At 68.8% G+C, this 14,708-nt stretch carries 15 protein-coding genes; 9 read left to right on the top strand and 6 right to left on the bottom strand.

All coding sequences use genetic code 11. From position 1 onward, the window contains the following. Nucleotides 1-7 precede the first annotated feature (7 nt). The 4 genes from gshA to AC1VNX_RS22265 all read left to right on the top strand — a co-directional run bounded on the left by gshA (nucleotide 8) and on the right by AC1VNX_RS22265 (nucleotide 3,660). Entirely contained in the window at nucleotides 8-1,567 is a 1,560-nt protein-coding gene (gene gshA / locus AC1VNX_RS22280; protein ID WP_483159518.1) for a glutamate--cysteine ligase, read from the top strand. A 149-nt stretch (nucleotides 1,568-1,716) separates the two neighbouring features. Beyond that, nucleotides 1,717-2,655 (top strand): SDR family NAD(P)-dependent oxidoreductase, encoded by a 939-nt coding sequence (locus AC1VNX_RS22275; protein WP_483159516.1) that lies wholly within the window; start codon nucleotides 1,717-1,719, stop codon nucleotides 2,653-2,655. 128 nt (nucleotides 2,656-2,783) lie between these two features. Further along, nucleotides 2,784-3,203: a nuclear transport factor 2 family protein gene (locus AC1VNX_RS22270; protein ID WP_483159514.1), complete on the top strand. Its 420-nt coding sequence runs from the start codon at nucleotides 2,784-2,786 to the stop codon at nucleotides 3,201-3,203. Further along, on the top strand, nucleotides 3,193-3,660 hold the full coding sequence (locus AC1VNX_RS22265; RefSeq protein ID WP_483159512.1) for a MerR family transcriptional regulator: 468 nt from the start codon (nucleotides 3,193-3,195) through the stop codon (nucleotides 3,658-3,660). Before AC1VNX_RS22270 ends, AC1VNX_RS22265 begins: the two co-directional genes overlap by 11 nt. On the opposite strand, the gene AC1VNX_RS22260 is transcribed toward AC1VNX_RS22265, so the two are convergent. From AC1VNX_RS22260 to AC1VNX_RS22250, 3 genes are all read right to left on the bottom strand, one after another. After that, a complete protein-coding gene (locus AC1VNX_RS22260; protein WP_483159510.1) occupies nucleotides 3,647-4,006 on the bottom strand; it encodes an HPF/RaiA family ribosome-associated protein in 360 nt (119 codons plus the stop codon). The genes AC1VNX_RS22265 and AC1VNX_RS22260 overlap by 14 nt on opposite strands. Before the next feature lie 118 nt (nucleotides 4,007-4,124). Continuing rightward, nucleotides 4,125-4,553: a CBS domain-containing protein gene (locus AC1VNX_RS22255; protein ID WP_301508243.1), complete on the bottom strand. Its 429-nt coding sequence runs from the start codon at nucleotides 4,551-4,553 to the stop codon at nucleotides 4,125-4,127. A 146-nt stretch (nucleotides 4,554-4,699) separates the two neighbouring features. Next, the gene (locus AC1VNX_RS22250; protein ID WP_483159508.1) at nucleotides 4,700-5,323 is read right to left on the bottom strand and encodes a cell envelope protein SmpA; all 624 of its coding nucleotides are present in this window, start codon (nucleotides 5,321-5,323) and stop codon (nucleotides 4,700-4,702) included. A 227-nt stretch (nucleotides 5,324-5,550) separates the two neighbouring features. Between AC1VNX_RS22250 and ylqF the strand changes: the two genes are divergently transcribed. Further along, nucleotides 5,551-6,507 carry a ribosome biogenesis GTPase YlqF gene (gene ylqF, locus AC1VNX_RS22245; RefSeq protein ID WP_483159506.1) on the top strand — a complete coding sequence of 319 codons (957 nt, stop codon included), beginning with the start codon at nucleotides 5,551-5,553 and terminating at the stop codon, nucleotides 6,505-6,507. A 12-nt stretch (nucleotides 6,508-6,519) separates the two neighbouring features. Here ylqF and AC1VNX_RS22240 read toward each other — a convergent pair whose 3' ends face one another. Then, nucleotides 6,520-7,299: a hypothetical protein gene (locus tag AC1VNX_RS22240; protein ID WP_483159503.1), complete on the bottom strand. Its 780-nt coding sequence runs from the start codon at nucleotides 7,297-7,299 to the stop codon at nucleotides 6,520-6,522. 175 nt (nucleotides 7,300-7,474) lie between these two features. Here AC1VNX_RS22240 and AC1VNX_RS22235 point away from each other — a divergent pair, with 175 nt between their 5' ends. Beyond that, nucleotides 7,475-8,569 carry a suppressor of fused domain protein gene (locus AC1VNX_RS22235; protein ID WP_483159501.1) on the top strand — a complete coding sequence of 365 codons (1,095 nt, stop codon included), beginning with the start codon at nucleotides 7,475-7,477 and terminating at the stop codon, nucleotides 8,567-8,569. 117 nt (nucleotides 8,570-8,686) lie between these two features. Here AC1VNX_RS22235 and AC1VNX_RS22230 read toward each other — a convergent pair whose 3' ends face one another. Next, nucleotides 8,687-10,348, bottom strand: a complete 1,662-nt coding sequence (locus AC1VNX_RS22230; RefSeq protein WP_483159499.1) for a DUF4139 domain-containing protein — start codon at nucleotides 10,346-10,348, stop codon at nucleotides 8,687-8,689. A 223-nt stretch (nucleotides 10,349-10,571) separates the two neighbouring features. On the opposite strand from AC1VNX_RS22230, the gene AC1VNX_RS22225 reads away from it, so the two are divergent. After that, nucleotides 10,572-11,018: a PaaI family thioesterase gene (locus AC1VNX_RS22225; RefSeq protein ID WP_483159497.1), complete on the top strand. Its 447-nt coding sequence runs from the start codon at nucleotides 10,572-10,574 to the stop codon at nucleotides 11,016-11,018. Here the strand turns inward: AC1VNX_RS22225 and AC1VNX_RS22220 are convergent. Next, nucleotides 10,930-12,168: an acyltransferase family protein gene (locus tag AC1VNX_RS22220; protein WP_483159495.1), complete on the bottom strand. Its 1,239-nt coding sequence runs from the start codon at nucleotides 12,166-12,168 to the stop codon at nucleotides 10,930-10,932. The genes AC1VNX_RS22225 and AC1VNX_RS22220 overlap by 89 nt on opposite strands. 167 nt (nucleotides 12,169-12,335) lie before the next feature. On the opposite strand from AC1VNX_RS22220, the gene AC1VNX_RS22215 reads away from it, so the two are divergent. After that, entirely contained in the window at nucleotides 12,336-13,298 is a 963-nt protein-coding gene (locus AC1VNX_RS22215; RefSeq protein WP_483159492.1) for a LytTR family DNA-binding domain-containing protein, read from the top strand. A 152-nt stretch (nucleotides 13,299-13,450) separates the two neighbouring features. Next, on the top strand, nucleotides 13,451-14,653 hold the full coding sequence (locus tag AC1VNX_RS22210) for an ammonium transporter (RefSeq protein WP_295980902.1): 1,203 nt from the start codon (nucleotides 13,451-13,453) through the stop codon (nucleotides 14,651-14,653). The last annotated feature ends 55 nt before the right edge of the window (nucleotides 14,654-14,708 follow it).

Raw genomic sequence — 14,708 nt, 5'->3', positions numbered from 1 at the left:
TAACAATATGAGCAACAGATTGCAGGAGAGGTTGGGTGCACTTTCAGCCGCACGCCTCCAGGGCATGCGACGCGGTATCGAGAAGGAAAGCCTGCGCGCGCTGCCGGACGGCAAGCTTGCGCTGACGCCGCATCCGCTCGCGCTGGGCTCCGCGCTCACGCATCCGCACATCACGACCGACTTCAGCGAATCGCAGCTCGAACTCATCACGGGCGTGCATGCGGACGTCGATTCGGCCATCGAAGAACTCACGCGGGTGCACCAGTTCACCTACCGCGTGCTCGACGGACTGGGCGACGAGCGCCTGTGGGTGTCGAGCATGCCCTGCGGCCTGCCGACCGACGAGACCATTCCGATCGGCCGCTATGGCTCGTCGAACGTGGGCCGCGCCAAGAGCGTCTACCGCATGGGCCTGAGCCACCGCTACGGCCGGCGCATGCAGACCATCTCGGGCATCCACTACAACTGGTCGCTGCCCGACGTTTCGAGCGAACAGTATTTCGCGCTCATCCGCAACTTCCGCCGCCAGGCTTTCCTGCTGCTGTACCTGTTCGGCGCCTCGCCGGCGCTGTGTTCGAGCTTCGTTGCGGGCCGCCCGCACGAGCTGCAGCCGCTGGGCGACGGCAGCATGTTCATGCCGCACGGCACCTCGCTGCGCATGGGCCGGCTGGGCTACCAGAGCGATGCGCAGGCCTCGCTGGCCGTGAGCTACAACAGCCTCGAAGGCTACGGCGCCTCGCTGCAGGACGCGCTCACCCGCCCGTGGCCGGCCTACGAGGCCATCGGCATCCGCAACCTCGGCGGCGACTACAACCAGCTCGGCACCAGCCTGCTGCAGATCGAGAACGAGTTCTACGGCACCATCCGCCCCAAGCGCGTCATCAACCCCGGCGAGCGCCCGCTGCATGCGCTGCGCGAGCGCGGCGTGGAGTACGTCGAGGTGCGCCTGATGGACCTCGACCCCTTCGAGACGGTCGGCATCAACGCGCAGACCATGCGCTTCATCGACGTGTTCCTGCTGCACTGCCTGCTGAGCGACAGCCCCGACGACACGCCTCAGGAAATCGCCGACCTCGCGCAGAACCAGCACCTCACCGCCGCGCGTGGCCGCGAGCCGGGCCTGAAGCTGCGGCGCAACGGCGCCGAAGTCACGCTCGCCGACTGGGGCCTGGAACTGGTCGAGCAGTGCCTGCCCATTGCAGCCGCACTCGACGCGGCGCAGGGCAGCGGCACCGCGCATGCCGACGCGGTGCGTGCCGCCGGCGCTGCGCTGCGCAACCCCGACAGCCTGCCCTCGGCCCGCGTGCTGGCGGCCATCGAGAAGGAGCATGCCAACTCCTTCGTCGGCTTCGTGCGCGCCCGCTCCGAGCAGACCCGCGCCACGCTGCTGGGCCTGCCGTTCTCGGCGGCGCAGCAGGCCGAGTTCGAGCAGATGACGGCCGAGTCCATCCAGGAACAGAAGCGCATCGAGGCGGCCGACACCATGCCCTTCGAGATCTACCGCGAGCAGTACGTCTCGCCCTCGCGCCTGGGCGTGCCGCGCAGCCGTACGGCAGTCGCCGCCTGAACGCCGCTGACACGCTGGCGACTGGGCTCGCCGCGCCGAAGCTGCCCCGCGGCCGCTTTCTGGGGTAAAACGCCACGCTGCCGCCCGGGCAAGGCAAGCCCGGCGCGGCTCCGAACAACGGCAACTCCCATGGAAGGCGACACAGAGACATGAGCAACGGCAGCAGCAACAGCAGCAACCTCGACTTCAAGGGCCGCGTGGCCATCGTGACCGGCGCGGGCGGCGGCCTGGGCCGCCAGCATGCGCTGGCGCTGGCCGCGCGCGGCGCGAAGGTGGTGGTCAACGACCTGGGCGGCGCGCGCGACGGCTCCGGCGGCTCGGTGAGCGCCGCGCAGGCGGTGGTCGACGAGATCAAGGCGGCCGGCGGCGAGGCGATTGCCAACGGCGCCTCGGTCACCGACTTCGAGGCGGTGCAGGCCATGGTCAAGCAGGCGGTCGATGCCTGGGGCCGCGTCGACATCCTCGTGAACAACGCCGGCATCCTGCGCGACAAGAGCTTCGCCAAGATGGACCTGGCCGACTTCCGGCTGGTGGTCGACGTGCACCTGATGGGCGCCGTGAACTGTACCAAGGCCGTCTGGGCGCTCATGAACGAGCAGAAGTACGGCCGCATCGTGATGACCACTTCTTCGTCGGGCCTGTACGGCAACTTCGGCCAGAGCAACTACGGCGCGGCCAAGCTCGCGCTGGTGGGCCTGATGCAGACGCTGAGCATCGAGGGCGCGAAGAACGACATCCGCGTGAACTGCCTGGCGCCCACGGCCGCCACCCGCATGACCGAGGACCTGTTCCCCAAGGAAATGCTCGAGGCCTTCCGCCCCGAGGCCGTGGTGCCCGCGATGCTGGTGCTGGCCGCGCAGGACGCACCCAATCGCACCATCCTCTGCGCGGGCGCCGGCACCTTCGAGGCCGCGCACATCACGCTGACGCAGGGCGCCTGGCTGGGCATCGAGGCCGACACGCCCGAGCAACTGGCGGCGCGCCTGTCGGAAGTGACCGACCGCGAAGGCGAGGCGGTGCCGCAAAGCGGTGCGGCCCAGGGCGCCAACGAAGTCGCCAAGGGCATGGCGAACGCCAAGCGGGGCTGAGCGAGGCTGAGCGGAGCGGCACAGTCCGGCACCGCGTTCATGGCGCGCTTGACCTAGAGCGCACTCGAGCATTTCCAATGAATTCACCGGATCTCCGGTTCATTCATTCAAAGCAAGGAAATCGAGCCATGAACACGATCGACAACAAGGCCCTGGTCCAGCACATCCACGACGAGCTGGACAAGGGCAACGGCCGTCCCTTCGTCGACAGCCTCGCCGACGACGCAAGCTGGAAGCTCGAAGGCAGCACCGCGTGGTCGCGCACCTACCAAGGCAAGAAGGCGATCCGCGAGGAACTGCTGGACCCGCTCTTCGCCCAGTTCGCCGCGCCCTACAGGAGCAAGACCGAGCGAGTCATCGCCGAGGGCGACCGGGTGGTGGTGCTGTTCAGCGGCGACGTGCCCACCAAGGCCGGCAAGCGCTACAACAACCGCTATTGCTACGTCTACCGACTCGAAGGAGGCAAGGTGAAAGAGCTGACCGAATACTTCGACACCGCGCTGGTGCAGGAGGCGCTGCAGCCCCCGGCCGTCGTCCATGCCGGCTGACGGAGCAACGGAAAGGGGCGCTCCCTTCCATATCGGCGAGCTGGCCGCGCGCACCGGCCGCACGGTGCACGCCATCCGCTGGTACGAAACGCAGGGCCTCGTGCCCGGCGTGGCGCGCGACGAGGGCGGCCGGCGCCTCTATGTCGAGCTGCACGTCGGCTGGCTCGACCTGATGGAGCGGCTGCGCCGCACCGGCATGTCGATCGCCGAGATGCGCGAGTACACCGCGCTGGCGCTGCAGGGCAAGACCACGCTGCGCGAGCGGCGCGACATGCTCGCCGCGCACCGCGAGCGTGTGAACGAGACCATCGCCGGGTGGAAGAGGGCGCTGTCGCTGGTCGAGCGCAAGATCGACTTCTACGACGAGTGGATGGCCAGCGGGCATCGCCCGCCGCTCATCGCCGCGGAGGCTTCAGCCGCGCCCAGGAAGCGCAGAAGCGGCGCTACTCGGCGATGAAGCCCGGGTCGGTGCGGATCGAACCCCTGTCCCGGTGGTTGTGAAGCCGCCCCAGCGTGTTCTCGATCAGGCGCTTGAGCTTGTCGGACGCGCCCCGGAAGGCCTCGTCGAGGCTGGCCGCGTGCTGCGTCACCGCCAGCGGCTGGTGGTGCGCCAGGCGCGCTTCCATCACGCAGCACTTGTCGCCGCTGCCGGCCTTGTCGTGGTTCTCGTCGCTCAGGTGCACCTCGACGCGCGTCACGTCGTCGACGAAACGGCTCAGGTTCTGCTTGATCTCGGAGTCGGCCCAACGCTCCAGCGCGTCCTTGTTGGTGATGCCGTTGCTCGTGTTGACCTGTATCTGCATGCAATATCCCCGCTGGATGGATGAAAGAAAGCCCACTGTGCACCCTGCGGCACCGGGTGGTGCGTAGGCCTGCTTCCTACCCGCGCGACGGGCAGGGTCCGCGATGCCGTGCGCTCGATCAGCTCTGTATGTACGTGGTCAGCTGCTCGATGGTGGCTTCCTGGTCCGAGATGATGTCGTCCATCAAGTCCTGGATGGAGATCATGCCGACCACCTTGTCGCCGTCGACCACCGGCAGGTGGCGGAACTTGCGCTGGCTCATGAGCGCCATGCAGGCGCGGGTGCGGGTCTGCGGGGTGACGGTCATCACGTCGGGCGTCATGATCTCGCGCACCTTCATTTCCTTGGAGTTCTTGCCCTGCAGCGCGACCTTGCGGGTGTAGTCGCGCTCGGAGAGGAAGCCCACCAGCCTGTCACCGTCCATCACCATCAGCGCGCCCACCTCGAAACGCGCCAGGATGGAGAGCGCGTCGAACACGCTGGTGTCGGGGGAGGTGCGCCATGCCGCGGAATCATGGCGCTTGAGCAGTTCGGAGACGGGTTTCATCGTGTGCAACTCCATGAAGGGTTTTCGATTCGACCGACGCTCGGGCGCCGCACTCGAACAAATCATAGAGGCGATGGATGATCGCGCGGCGCAAAAAACTCTAAGGGATTGCGCGTGTGTGCAAGACACGCGCAATGCGCGAGAACTTAAGGCTGCGCAGCCGCCGCAGGGGTGGCGATGAACACGCGGTTCAGCGCCACGGCGTCGCCCACCACCGTCTTCACCAGGCCCTTCTCGTCGAACTGCACCTGGAACTCCGACCAGCTGTCGCGCCAGTAGCGCCACACCGGCGCGTCGAGGCTCGGGTTCTCGCTGGCCACCGGGTAGGCGATGGCCATCAGCACCTGCTCGCGCGTCATGCCGGGCATCACCTTGCCGGCCAGGATGGCGTCGCGCACCGGCGCGGGGAAGGTCGCCAGCTTCTGCTTCGGGTCCGCCGCCACTACGTAGCGCTGCGCGAAGGTCGGCAACGGGATGTTGCGGCTGTAGTCGTTCTTGATGCGCTGCTGCTTGCCGGCGAGTTCCACGCCGAACCAGCGGAAGTCGTAGGTCGTGATGCGCGCCGGGGTGCCCACGGCGACGATGCTCGTGCCCTGTTCGTCGTAGTTGATGTCGCTGATCGAGTCGCCGTAGGTGCGCATGTTGCAGCACAGGTAGCCGCTGACGAGCGGGCCGGGCGCCGGGGAGGGCCGCTGGGCATGGGCGACGGTGATGGACGCGGGCACGACGGTGGCTGCCAGCAGGGCGGCAGCGGCAAGGCGCTTGAGCATTTTTGGATTTCCCTCGGAGTTGTTGGAATCGCTGCGGGATCGCTGTCCTCGGCAGCGAAGGGATTCTAGGAGCGAACAATCCCCAAGCGAAGGCAGAATGCGCGCCTGCAGCTATCGAAAGCGTAGCAACCAGCTTGCGTTCAGGTTCCCGGTTCACAATGCGCCCCGGCGGCCCTGCCGCCCCCCGACTTCACAGAGACAGCGCGAAAAGAAAGAAGAGCCCACCGATGGCGATCCAGTGGTTCCCCGGTCACATGTATTCGACCCAGAAGGCCATCACCGAACGGGTGAAGGACATCGACGTGGTCATCGAGCTGCTCGACGCCCGCCTCCCCGGCTCCAGCGCCAACCCGATGCTGGCCGAGCTCACGGCCGGACGGCCCACGCTGAAGGTGCTCAACAAGCAGGACCTGGCCGACCCCGCGCGCACCGCGCTCTGGCTGGCGCACTACAACGCGCTGCCCGCCACCCGCGCCATTCCCCTCGACGCCAGCCAGACCACGCCTGCGCAGCAGATCGTCAAGGCCTGCCACGAGCTCTCGCCCAACCGCGGCGGGCTGGCCAAGCCGATGCGGGTGCTGATCTGCGGCATTCCCAACGTGGGCAAGTCCACCCTCATCAATACGCTCACCGGCGGGCGCAAGGCCAAGACCGGCGACGAGGCCGGCATCACCAAGCTGGAGCAGCGCATCACGCTGGCCGACGACTTCTACCTGTGGGACACGCCCGGCATGCTGTGGCCGCGCATCATCGTGCCCAAGAGCGGCTACAACCTCGCGGCCAGCGGCGCCGTGGGGCGCAACGCCTTCGACGAGGAAGAAGTGGCGCTCGAGCTGCTCGGCTACCTCAAGACCAGCTACGCCGCCGGCGTGGCCGCGCGCTTCAAGCTGGTGGAGCTCGACACCGAGACCATGGCCGGCATGAAGGACGAGGCGCTGCTCGACACCATCGGCCGCAAGCGCGGCGCCCTGCTGGGCAAGGGGCGCGTCAATCTGCAGAAGGCCGCGGAGATCGTGATGCACGAGTTCCGCGCCGGCAACCTCGGGCGCATCACCCTCGAGACGCCCGAGGAGTTCGCGGTGTGGCTGGCCGACGGCCAGCGCGCCGACGCCGAGCGCGCGGCGAAGAAGGCCGCTCGCAAGCAGAAGGGCAAGCCGAAGGCGCAGGCCGAGCCGGAGGCCTGAGCTGGCCTCAGTTCAGTCCAGCGCGAACAGCGCGGCCGCGGCCTCGTCGAGCGCGGCGAGCCGGCGCGAGCCGGAGCCCGGCCCTGCCGCCTGCAGCGCGCGCTGGTACATCGCCACCCGCGTGGCCGACACCGGCCTGCACAGCGGCCGTCCGCGCGTCTGCGCGATGCCGCGCCCGGGCACCACGTAGCGCCCCGGGCTGAGCCGCGCGAAGCGGATGTAGGCCTGCAGCGTGGGGAGCACGTCGGCGTGCAGTGCGTTCATGCGCTTCTCAGCCTCCTTGCCGATCTGCGCGTAGCCCTTGGCGTCCTTGGTGATGGGCAGGCCGAGGATGTCGGCCATGTCGATCTCGAAGTGCGTGAAGTCGCCGTACGGGCGCTTGCAGTCGATGACGAAGCTGCTCCAGTTGGCGTGCTGCAGCAGGCGGATGTGCTCGTCGGTCACGTCGAAGGCCGCGCGTTTCTCGAAGGGCGGCTGGAAGGCGTAGTGGCCGGCCACGAAGCTCGCGTGCAGGAAGAAGGCGGCAGCCACGTTCACGAAGCGGTCGAAGGCCGGCGAGCTGCCGCCGTCGAGCACGTCGCCGAACTGCTCGAACGTCATGTCGGGCGGCACGATGGCGGGCGCGCCGGATTCGCAGTCGACCCACTCGGCGTGGCTGCGGCGGAACCAGTCGATGTCCGCCTGCGTGATCTCGATGCTGCCCGGCTGGGGCGGCGCTGCCGGGGCGGATGCGGGCGCGTCCTGCGACTGCCCGCAGCCCGAGGCGGCCAGCAGGGCGGTTGCGGCGCACACGGCAGAAAGTACCAGCGCGTCCCGCCGATGGAACCATCTCACTTTGTGTTCTCTCCAGGGAAAAGCTATCTGTCCGGCGCACGAGGATGCCATGCGGGCCTGACATCTGCCTGAGGACGGCCGGGTAGCAGGGGGCGCGGTGTAGGCTCGCCGCATCCACATCGCAAGGAGCGACATGACCGAAGCAGCGCAGGACCGGGGCAACGACGACGATGGTGACGACGACCTCTCGCCCGGCTGGGATGCCATCACCGCCGCCGTGGAGCGCCTCTACCCCGGCCAGGAGCCCAGGCACTACGGCACGGTGATCAAGTGGAGGCTCGGCGGGCCCGATCCGCTGGACGGCGTGAGCGTGTGGAAGCGCACGGAGCCGGTGCCGCACTGGCACTACCTGAGCTACGGTCTCAGCGAGCTCTATGCCAAGGAATCGGACAACGCCGGGACCAGCGGCTACGGCTTCGAGCTGACCTTTCGCCTTGCTTGCGAGCCCGACGAGGCAGAGCCGCCCGCATGGGCCATCAACTTCCTGCAGAACCTCGCGCGCTACGTGTTCAAGAGCGGCAACGTGTTCGACGACGGCCACTGGATGACCGCCAACGGCCCCATCGCGTTGGAGCGCGAGACGCTGATCCGCTCGATGGGCTTCGTGTTCGATCCCGAGCTGCCGGCCATCGACACGCCCAACGGCCGCATGAGCTTCATCCAGGTCGTCGGCCTGACGGAAGACGAGGAGCGCGCGGGCAAGCGCTGGGACACGCGCCGGCTGCTCGACGCGCTGCTGCCCGCGATGCCGCTGTGGGTGACCGACCTCGCGCGGCCTTCGCTGCTCGACGACGCCGAGGTGCGCAGGCGCGTGGAGGAGGGCGCGGCGCGCGACGGCTCGTCCAGTGGCTTTCTCTTCACCGACGTGCTGGGCTGGGAGACGAGCAGGCGGCTGCTGCGCGCGCCGGTCACCGAGATCACGCTCGGGGCTCGGCAGGTCGACGAACTGGTCGCGCTGTTGCCGCTGCGGCTGCCCTTCGGGCGCGACTTCCACTTCGCGAGCCGCGAGCGGGCGCTGGTCTTCGCGCACGGCGAGACCGACAGCGTCGAGGAGGAGGGCAACAGACTCACGCTGCGGCTTTCCGACGCCACGGTGCGCGAGCTGGCCCATGTGCTGAAGCCGGTCGCCGGCATCTACGAGGTGCGGGGTTTTGGCACCGTGCGCTGGAAGGTGCAGAAGACGACCATCAAGGACCCGCAGGGGAACGTGGTCCGCACCATAGGCTGACCAGTCGCCCCCCGAAGCCAGCCTTGCGCCAGCCCGCTGCGAGGTGGCGTGCAAGCCCGAGGCGAATGGCAAGTCGGGCCACGGCACCAAGCACGCCGACCGATGTCGCGCGGCAGCTCAGCGCATCTGCAGCCGCGCGTCCTTCGGGTAGCCGATGGTGTAGTCGGCCGTCACGCGCGCGGTCTGGCCGGCTGCGAGGTCGAGCTGCCACATGGCCAGGCCGGGCTGCTTGTTCCAGGTCAGCTCGGCGGGCTGCGGCGAGAACTCCGAGGCCACGCGCACCTTCTCGTCGACCGAGACCGGCGCGGCTTCCAGCACCTGCACCGCGATCGGCGTGCGGTGACGGTTCTCGACCACGTAGGCGCGCTGCACCTTGCGCTCGGCGCGCGAGCCGGCGAAGCCGCCCGTGCCCTGGTTGTCGCGCTCGGGCTCGGCCTGCACGCGCACAAGCTCGTCGCGGCCGAAGGAGAGCGTCAGGCGCGCATCGGTGGGCGCGTTCCAGCGGCCGCTGCCAACGAAGGCGCCGTCGCGATACAGCTGCATCGGGCCGGCAGGCCACACGCCGGCGGGCTGGTCGAGCTCGGCGACGAGGAAGGCGCTGGCGTCCACGCGCGGGCTGGTGCGCGCGGCGAGCCTGGCCGTGTCTTCGTGCTGGCCCAGCGCCATGGTCACGCGCTGGCCGTTGGAGGGCACGTCGATGGCCTGCGGCACCGAAAACTCGGTGGCGAAGCTGTTGTCGAACACGCTCACGTCGAACAGCGGCTCTGCCCGGCGCTCGCGGCTGTCCATGGACTTGCTGGCCATGATGGGCGACGGCGCCATGGCCGCCGCCGGCGCGGAGGGGTAGGCCATCTCGGCCAGCGGGCGCGGCGGCGGCTCGATGCCGATGCGCCATGCCGTCGGCAGGCGACCCGTTGTTTCGCGGCGCGGCTGGCCGGTCGAAAGCACCAGCTTCACGCCGCGCCAGTCCTCGCCCGTGGCCTGCGCCACCAGCGCCTGGCGCTCGATGCGCACCTTGCGCGTGGTGGTGTCGAGCAGCGCGCGGTAGGTGGGCGTCCAGCCGGGGCCGTTGACCTGGTAGCTGAGCTTGACGTCGGCATCGGCGCCCGCGGCCAGGGTCACCGTCACTGCCGTCACCTGGCCTCCGTTGCCCTGGGTGCGCGTGCGCTCGGCCAGCAGCGGGTTGAGCTGGCGGTCGATCTCGGCTTGCCTGCGCTGGATCTGGTGCTGCTTGAGCAGCGAATCCTGCCCGGTGCGGCGCATGGCCTCGGTCATGGCTGCGAGGTTGCGCGCGTCCATCGGTGCGCGCGCGCCGGTTGCCTCGCCGCCGTTGCCGCCGGCCAGGCCCTTGAGATAGCCGGTGACCATGCCCAGCGCATCGGTTTCGGCCTGCAGCGCGGCCTTCTGGTCTTCGAGCTCGCGGATGCGGCCATCGAGCGGGCTGGTCGAGCAGCGTGCCGAGAGCTCGCGCTGCTCGCTGAGCACCGAGGTCTCGCCGATGCGCACCGAGGCATCGGCCGACACTTGCAGGCTCTGCGCGTCCAGCCCCGCGGGCAGGCAGGCGAAGGTGACCGAGCGCGCGCCGGCCGCGACGCGGGCCACGCGCTCGACGGTGGCGCTGCCGGGGTAGACCTTGACCTGGGTGATGCGCGAGTCGGCGGCTGCCGTCGCGGAGGGCTGCTGCTGAGCCGTGGCCTGGCTCTGGGCGCTCAGGCTCAGGACCAGCAGGACGGCGGCACCGGCGGTGGCGCGGAGGAGGGCGGAAGTCGACGTTTTCATGTGATGCCTCTGGAGCGAAGGTGATGAATGACCCAGGCTCATACGGGCGGCCCCGGCGATCGGGGTTAAGGCATCGTCAAAAAAATTGCATGCAGCCGGCGGCGCTGTCGCCAATGCAACCGCCACGGCGTTTCCGGTCGCGCGCGCGACGGCGGATGCGGTGCGTGGTTCATAGAGTGGCCGCATCGTCTTTCCACCCAACCCCGGACAAGGACACACCGCCATGCTCGACACCATCCAGGCCATCAACAAGACCGCCGCCTTCAACCGCTGGGCCGGCTTCGAAGTGACCAGCGCCGCCAACGGCGAAGCCGAACTGCGCATGAACTGGCGCGAGGAGGACATGGGCCAGTACGCCGGCTTCCTGCACGCCGGAATGATCGGCGCGATGCTCGACACCGTGAGCGGCTACGCGGCCGCCACCGTGGCGGGCCGCGTGCTGGCGTCGCATTTCTCGGTGAACTGCGTCTCGCCCGCCATCGGCCGCGCCTTCGTGGCGCGCGGGCGGGTGGTGAAGGCCGGGCGCAAGCAGGTGTTCGCGGCGGCCGAACTCTATGCGCAGGGCGAGGGTGCCGATTCGCTCAAGCTCGTGGCGACGGGGAACGCAATCCTCGTTCCGGTCGAAGATCCTGCTTCCGCGCCGCCGAAGAAGTCGCAGCCCGCTGCCTGAGCTTCAGACCGAAGAGCGGCCGCAGCAGGTTGGTGCGGCGGATCAGCCCATCCGTCAGCAGCCAGCAGCCCAGCAGCGTCAGGGCCACCAGCAGCGCGGGCTCCACGACCGGGCCGAGCGCGAGCGGGGCCAGCAGCGTCACGCCGACGATGATCAGCGTCTGGTGCAGCACGTACCACGGGTACACCGACTCGTTGGCCCAGCGCAGCCAGGGCCAGGGGCGGTTCAGGTGGCGATGGCCGTGGCCGAGGATGGTCGCGACCGCCAGCCACAGGTAGAGCATGCGCAGCGTGTCCATCAGCAGGCCCGAAGGCGGGCTCTTCATGCCGGCGCGCAGCGCGATGAAGATGGCGATCACCGCGACCGCCAGCGCGAGCGACACGCGGCGTAGCCGCTCCAGCTCCTTCCACACGCCGGTGTCCACGCCCATCCAGTAGCCGTAGAGGAACATCGTGAAGTAGAGGCTGTGCAGGTGGAAGTCGCGCACCAGGTTGTGCGTGGCCGGAAAGCGCGAGGCCAGCAGCATGGTGAAGACCAGCAGCGGCACCACCGGCAACAGCAGCAGCTTCCAGCCGCGCAGGCCGTTGAAGGCTGCGCGCAGCCGCTGGCCGGCGGCGGATTTCCACAGCGGCAGCGTCAGAGCGACCAGCGCCGTGTAGGTGAACAGGTAGGGCAGGTACCAGAGGTGGTTCCAGGTGATGCCGAACTCCGCGCCGTCGAAGGCCTGCTTCGGCCAGGGCTGGGCCATCGACAGGTAGCGCAGCAGGAAGGCGCCGAAGCCCGGCGCCACCAGCCCGTTGGCCACGCCCTGGGCGTAGGCCTGGTAGGGCACGATCACCGCCATGCCGAAGACCAGCGGCAGCATCAGCCGCAGGCCCCGGCTGCGCAGCAGGCCCCAGGTGCCCAGGCCCCGGCTGAGGAAGCCGAGCGACACGCCCGAGATCAAAAAGACAAGGTCCATGCGCCACAGGTTCAGGATGCGCATCGGCCATTGCAGCCACTCGGCCGCGTGCGGACTCTTGAGGTGCCAGGGCCAGTCGGCCACGTAGTACATGCCCACGTGATAGAGGATGACGAATAGGAAGGCCAGCGCGCGCAGGGCGTCGATGTCGTGGCGGCGGTGGTCGGAAGGGTCAGGATCGGCGGTCATGGGCGGCTCCTCGAAGCGGGGAAGGCCGCCATGCTCGGCCCGGCCGCCCCCGCGCGGCGCGGCCGGGGGACGGATCGCTCCCGCTTTGTGACGAGCGGTGGCCCGCGGGGATGAAATCCGGCCCCGAAACAGCCGTCCCGGGGTCCGTTTTCGCGAGAATCCCGGCCATGGGAGACCCCCGCAAGAACCTGTACGAACGCTACGCGCCGATCCGCCGCCCGCTGGAGGTGGCTTTCTGGATCGTGCTGATGACGCTGCAGGCCGCGTTCAGCACCATGGTGGCGATCATGGACGTGCGCACGCGTGCCGTGCCCCGGCCCAACTGGGAGGTCGCGACCTGGGAGGTGTCGAGCCACCTGATGCTGTTGCTGCTTGTGCCGGCGCTGGCCGCGGTGGAGCGCCGGCTGTCGCCGCTGGCGCGCACCCACCTGCTGCGCTTCCTGGCCTGGCACTTGGTCGCGAGCGTGGTGTTCAGCGTGGTCCACGTGGTGGGCATGTTCGGGCTGCGGGCGCTGGTCTACGCCGCAGCCGGCGAGCGCTACGACTTCTGGGGCTGGGCTGCCCAGTGGGGCTACGAGTACCTGAAGGACGTGCGGGTGTACGCCAGCATCGTGTTCGGCATCTGGGCCTACCGTTTGTTCCTGCTGCGCCTGCAGGGCGAAGCGCGGGTGCTGGATGCGCCGGAGGAGGGCGTGGTGGCTGAGCCGGCTCCCGTCCCGGTCCCGGTCCCGGACTTGGCGGAGTCCGGGGGATTTGAACCCCCGGCCGCAGAAGCGCCTCCCCCATCGCCGCCCCCGCGCCCCGAGCGCTTCCTCGTCCGCAAGCTGCGCCGCGAATTCCTCATCGCCGCCACCGACATCGACTGGCTCCAGGCCGAGGGCAACTACGTCGGCCTGCACGTCAACGGCCACGACTACCTGCTGCGCTCCACGCTGACCGACTTCCTGGCCCAGCTCGACCCCGCGCTCTTCGTGCGCGTGCACCGCAGCCATGCGGTGAACCTGGGCCGCATCCGCGAGATCGAGCCGCTGGACGGCGGCGACGCCCGGCTGCACATGCATGACGGCACCACCGTGCCCTGCAGCCGGCGCTATCGGGACGCGCTTCGGGCAGGCGCCGGCCCGGGCTGAAGCGGTGCGTGGCGAGCCTTGATTAGCCCGCTATTGGTTCATTTCGCACCATCGAAGAGCTTATAGGCACCATTTTTGCTTCATTGGCCGGCCGTACTGGTTGATTCCGGTGCGACGCACCAATTCAAACCAAAAATCCGCAAGAAGCTCCAATGGACGCACTTAAACAGGGCGCAGACGCGCTGTTCATCCTTCTCGGCGCCATCATGGTCCTGGCCATGCACGCCGGTTTTGCCTTTCTCGAACTGGGCACCGTGCGCAAGAAGAACCAGGTCAATGCGCTGGTGAAGATCCTGGTCGACTTCTCGGTCTCGACCATCGTGTATTTCCTGGTGGGCTACGGCGTGGCCTATGGCACCCATTTCTTCGTGAGCGCCACCGAGCTGTCGGCCAGGAGCGGCTACGAGCTGGTGAAGTTCTTCTTCCTGCTGACTTTTGCCGCGGCCATTCCGGCCATCATTTCGGGCGGCATCGCCGAGCGCGCCAAGTTCTGGCCGCAACTGATCGCCACGGCGGTGATCGTCGGCTTCGTCTACCCGCTCTTCGAGGGCATCGCCTGGAACAAGCACTTCGGCATCCAGGGCTGGATCGCCTCGCTCACCGGCCACGAGTTCCATGACTTCGCGGGCTCGGTGGTGGTGCATGCGGTGGGCGGCTGGCTGGCGCTGCCCGCGGTGCTGCTGCTGGGCGCGCGGCGCAACCGCTACCGGGGCGACGGCTCGCTGAGCGCGCATCCGCCGTCGAACATTCCGTTCCTGGCGCTGGGCGCGTGGGTGCTGTGCGTGGGCTGGTTCGGCTTCAACGTGATGAGCGCGCAGAGCATCGACAAGATCTCCGGCCTGGTGGCCGTGAACTCGCTGATGGCGATGGTCGGCGGCACGCTCGTGGCGCTGGCCATGGGCAAGAACGACCCGGGCTTCGTCTACAACGGCCCGCTCGCCGGCCTGGTGGCGGTGTGCGCCGGCTCCGACCTGATGCACCCGCTGGGCGCGCTGGTGGTGGGCGGCGTGGCTGGCGGCATCTTCGTCAAGCTGTTCACGCTCACGCAGAACAAGTGGAAGATCGACGACGTGCTCGGCGTGTGGCCGCTGCACGGCCTGTGCGGCACCTGGGGCGGCATCGCGGCCGGCATCTTCGGAACCCAGGCGCTGGGCGGCATCGGCGGCGTGAATGTGTGGGCGCAGCTTATCGGCACCGTGATGGGCGTGGCCTGGGCTGCGCTGGCGGGCGCGGCGGTGTACGGCGCGCTCAAGGCGGTGGCGGGGCTGCGGTTGTCGCAGGAAGAGGAATACGACGGCGCCGACCTGTCGATCCACCACATCTCGGCGACGCCGGAGCGCGAGGTCAACTGGTAATCGCGGGCCCTGCAGCAGGGCGCAGCGGCTTGGGCTATTCTCGGCGCCCCTTACA

The organism is Variovorax sp. TLI9-5A (assembly GCF_056867935.1).
The sequence above is the reverse complement of the archived record's forward strand: the minus strand, read 5'-3'. Positions and strand labels throughout refer to the sequence as shown.

Excerpts from the sequence above, each read along its gene's own strand:
- gshA (WP_483159518.1), top strand. The coding sequence starts at position 8 with ATGAGCAACAGATTGCAGGAGAGGTTGGGTGCACTTTCAGCCGCACGC.
- AC1VNX_RS22275 (WP_483159516.1), top strand. The coding sequence starts at position 1,717 with ATGAGCAACGGCAGCAGCAACAGCAGCAACCTCGACTTCAAGGGCCGC.
- AC1VNX_RS22270 (WP_483159514.1), top strand. The coding sequence starts at position 2,784 with ATGAACACGATCGACAACAAGGCCCTGGTCCAGCACATCCACGACGAG.
- AC1VNX_RS22265 (WP_483159512.1), top strand. The coding sequence starts at position 3,193 with ATGCCGGCTGACGGAGCAACGGAAAGGGGCGCTCCCTTCCATATCGGC.
- AC1VNX_RS22260 (WP_483159510.1), bottom strand. The coding sequence starts at position 4,006 with ATGCAGATACAGGTCAACACGAGCAACGGCATCACCAACAAGGACGCG.
- AC1VNX_RS22255 (WP_301508243.1), bottom strand. The coding sequence starts at position 4,553 with ATGAAACCCGTCTCCGAACTGCTCAAGCGCCATGATTCCGCGGCATGG.
- AC1VNX_RS22250 (WP_483159508.1), bottom strand. The coding sequence starts at position 5,323 with ATGCTCAAGCGCCTTGCCGCTGCCGCCCTGCTGGCAGCCACCGTCGTG.
- ylqF (WP_483159506.1), top strand. The coding sequence starts at position 5,551 with ATGGCGATCCAGTGGTTCCCCGGTCACATGTATTCGACCCAGAAGGCC.
- AC1VNX_RS22235 (WP_483159501.1), top strand. The coding sequence starts at position 7,475 with ATGACCGAAGCAGCGCAGGACCGGGGCAACGACGACGATGGTGACGAC.
- AC1VNX_RS22230 (WP_483159499.1), bottom strand. The coding sequence starts at position 10,348 with ATGAAAACGTCGACTTCCGCCCTCCTCCGCGCCACCGCCGGTGCCGCC.
- AC1VNX_RS22225 (WP_483159497.1), top strand. The coding sequence starts at position 10,572 with ATGCTCGACACCATCCAGGCCATCAACAAGACCGCCGCCTTCAACCGC.
- AC1VNX_RS22220 (WP_483159495.1), bottom strand. The coding sequence starts at position 12,168 with ATGACCGCCGATCCTGACCCTTCCGACCACCGCCGCCACGACATCGAC.
- AC1VNX_RS22215 (WP_483159492.1), top strand. The coding sequence starts at position 12,336 with ATGGGAGACCCCCGCAAGAACCTGTACGAACGCTACGCGCCGATCCGC.
- AC1VNX_RS22210 (WP_295980902.1), top strand. The coding sequence starts at position 13,451 with ATGGACGCACTTAAACAGGGCGCAGACGCGCTGTTCATCCTTCTCGGC.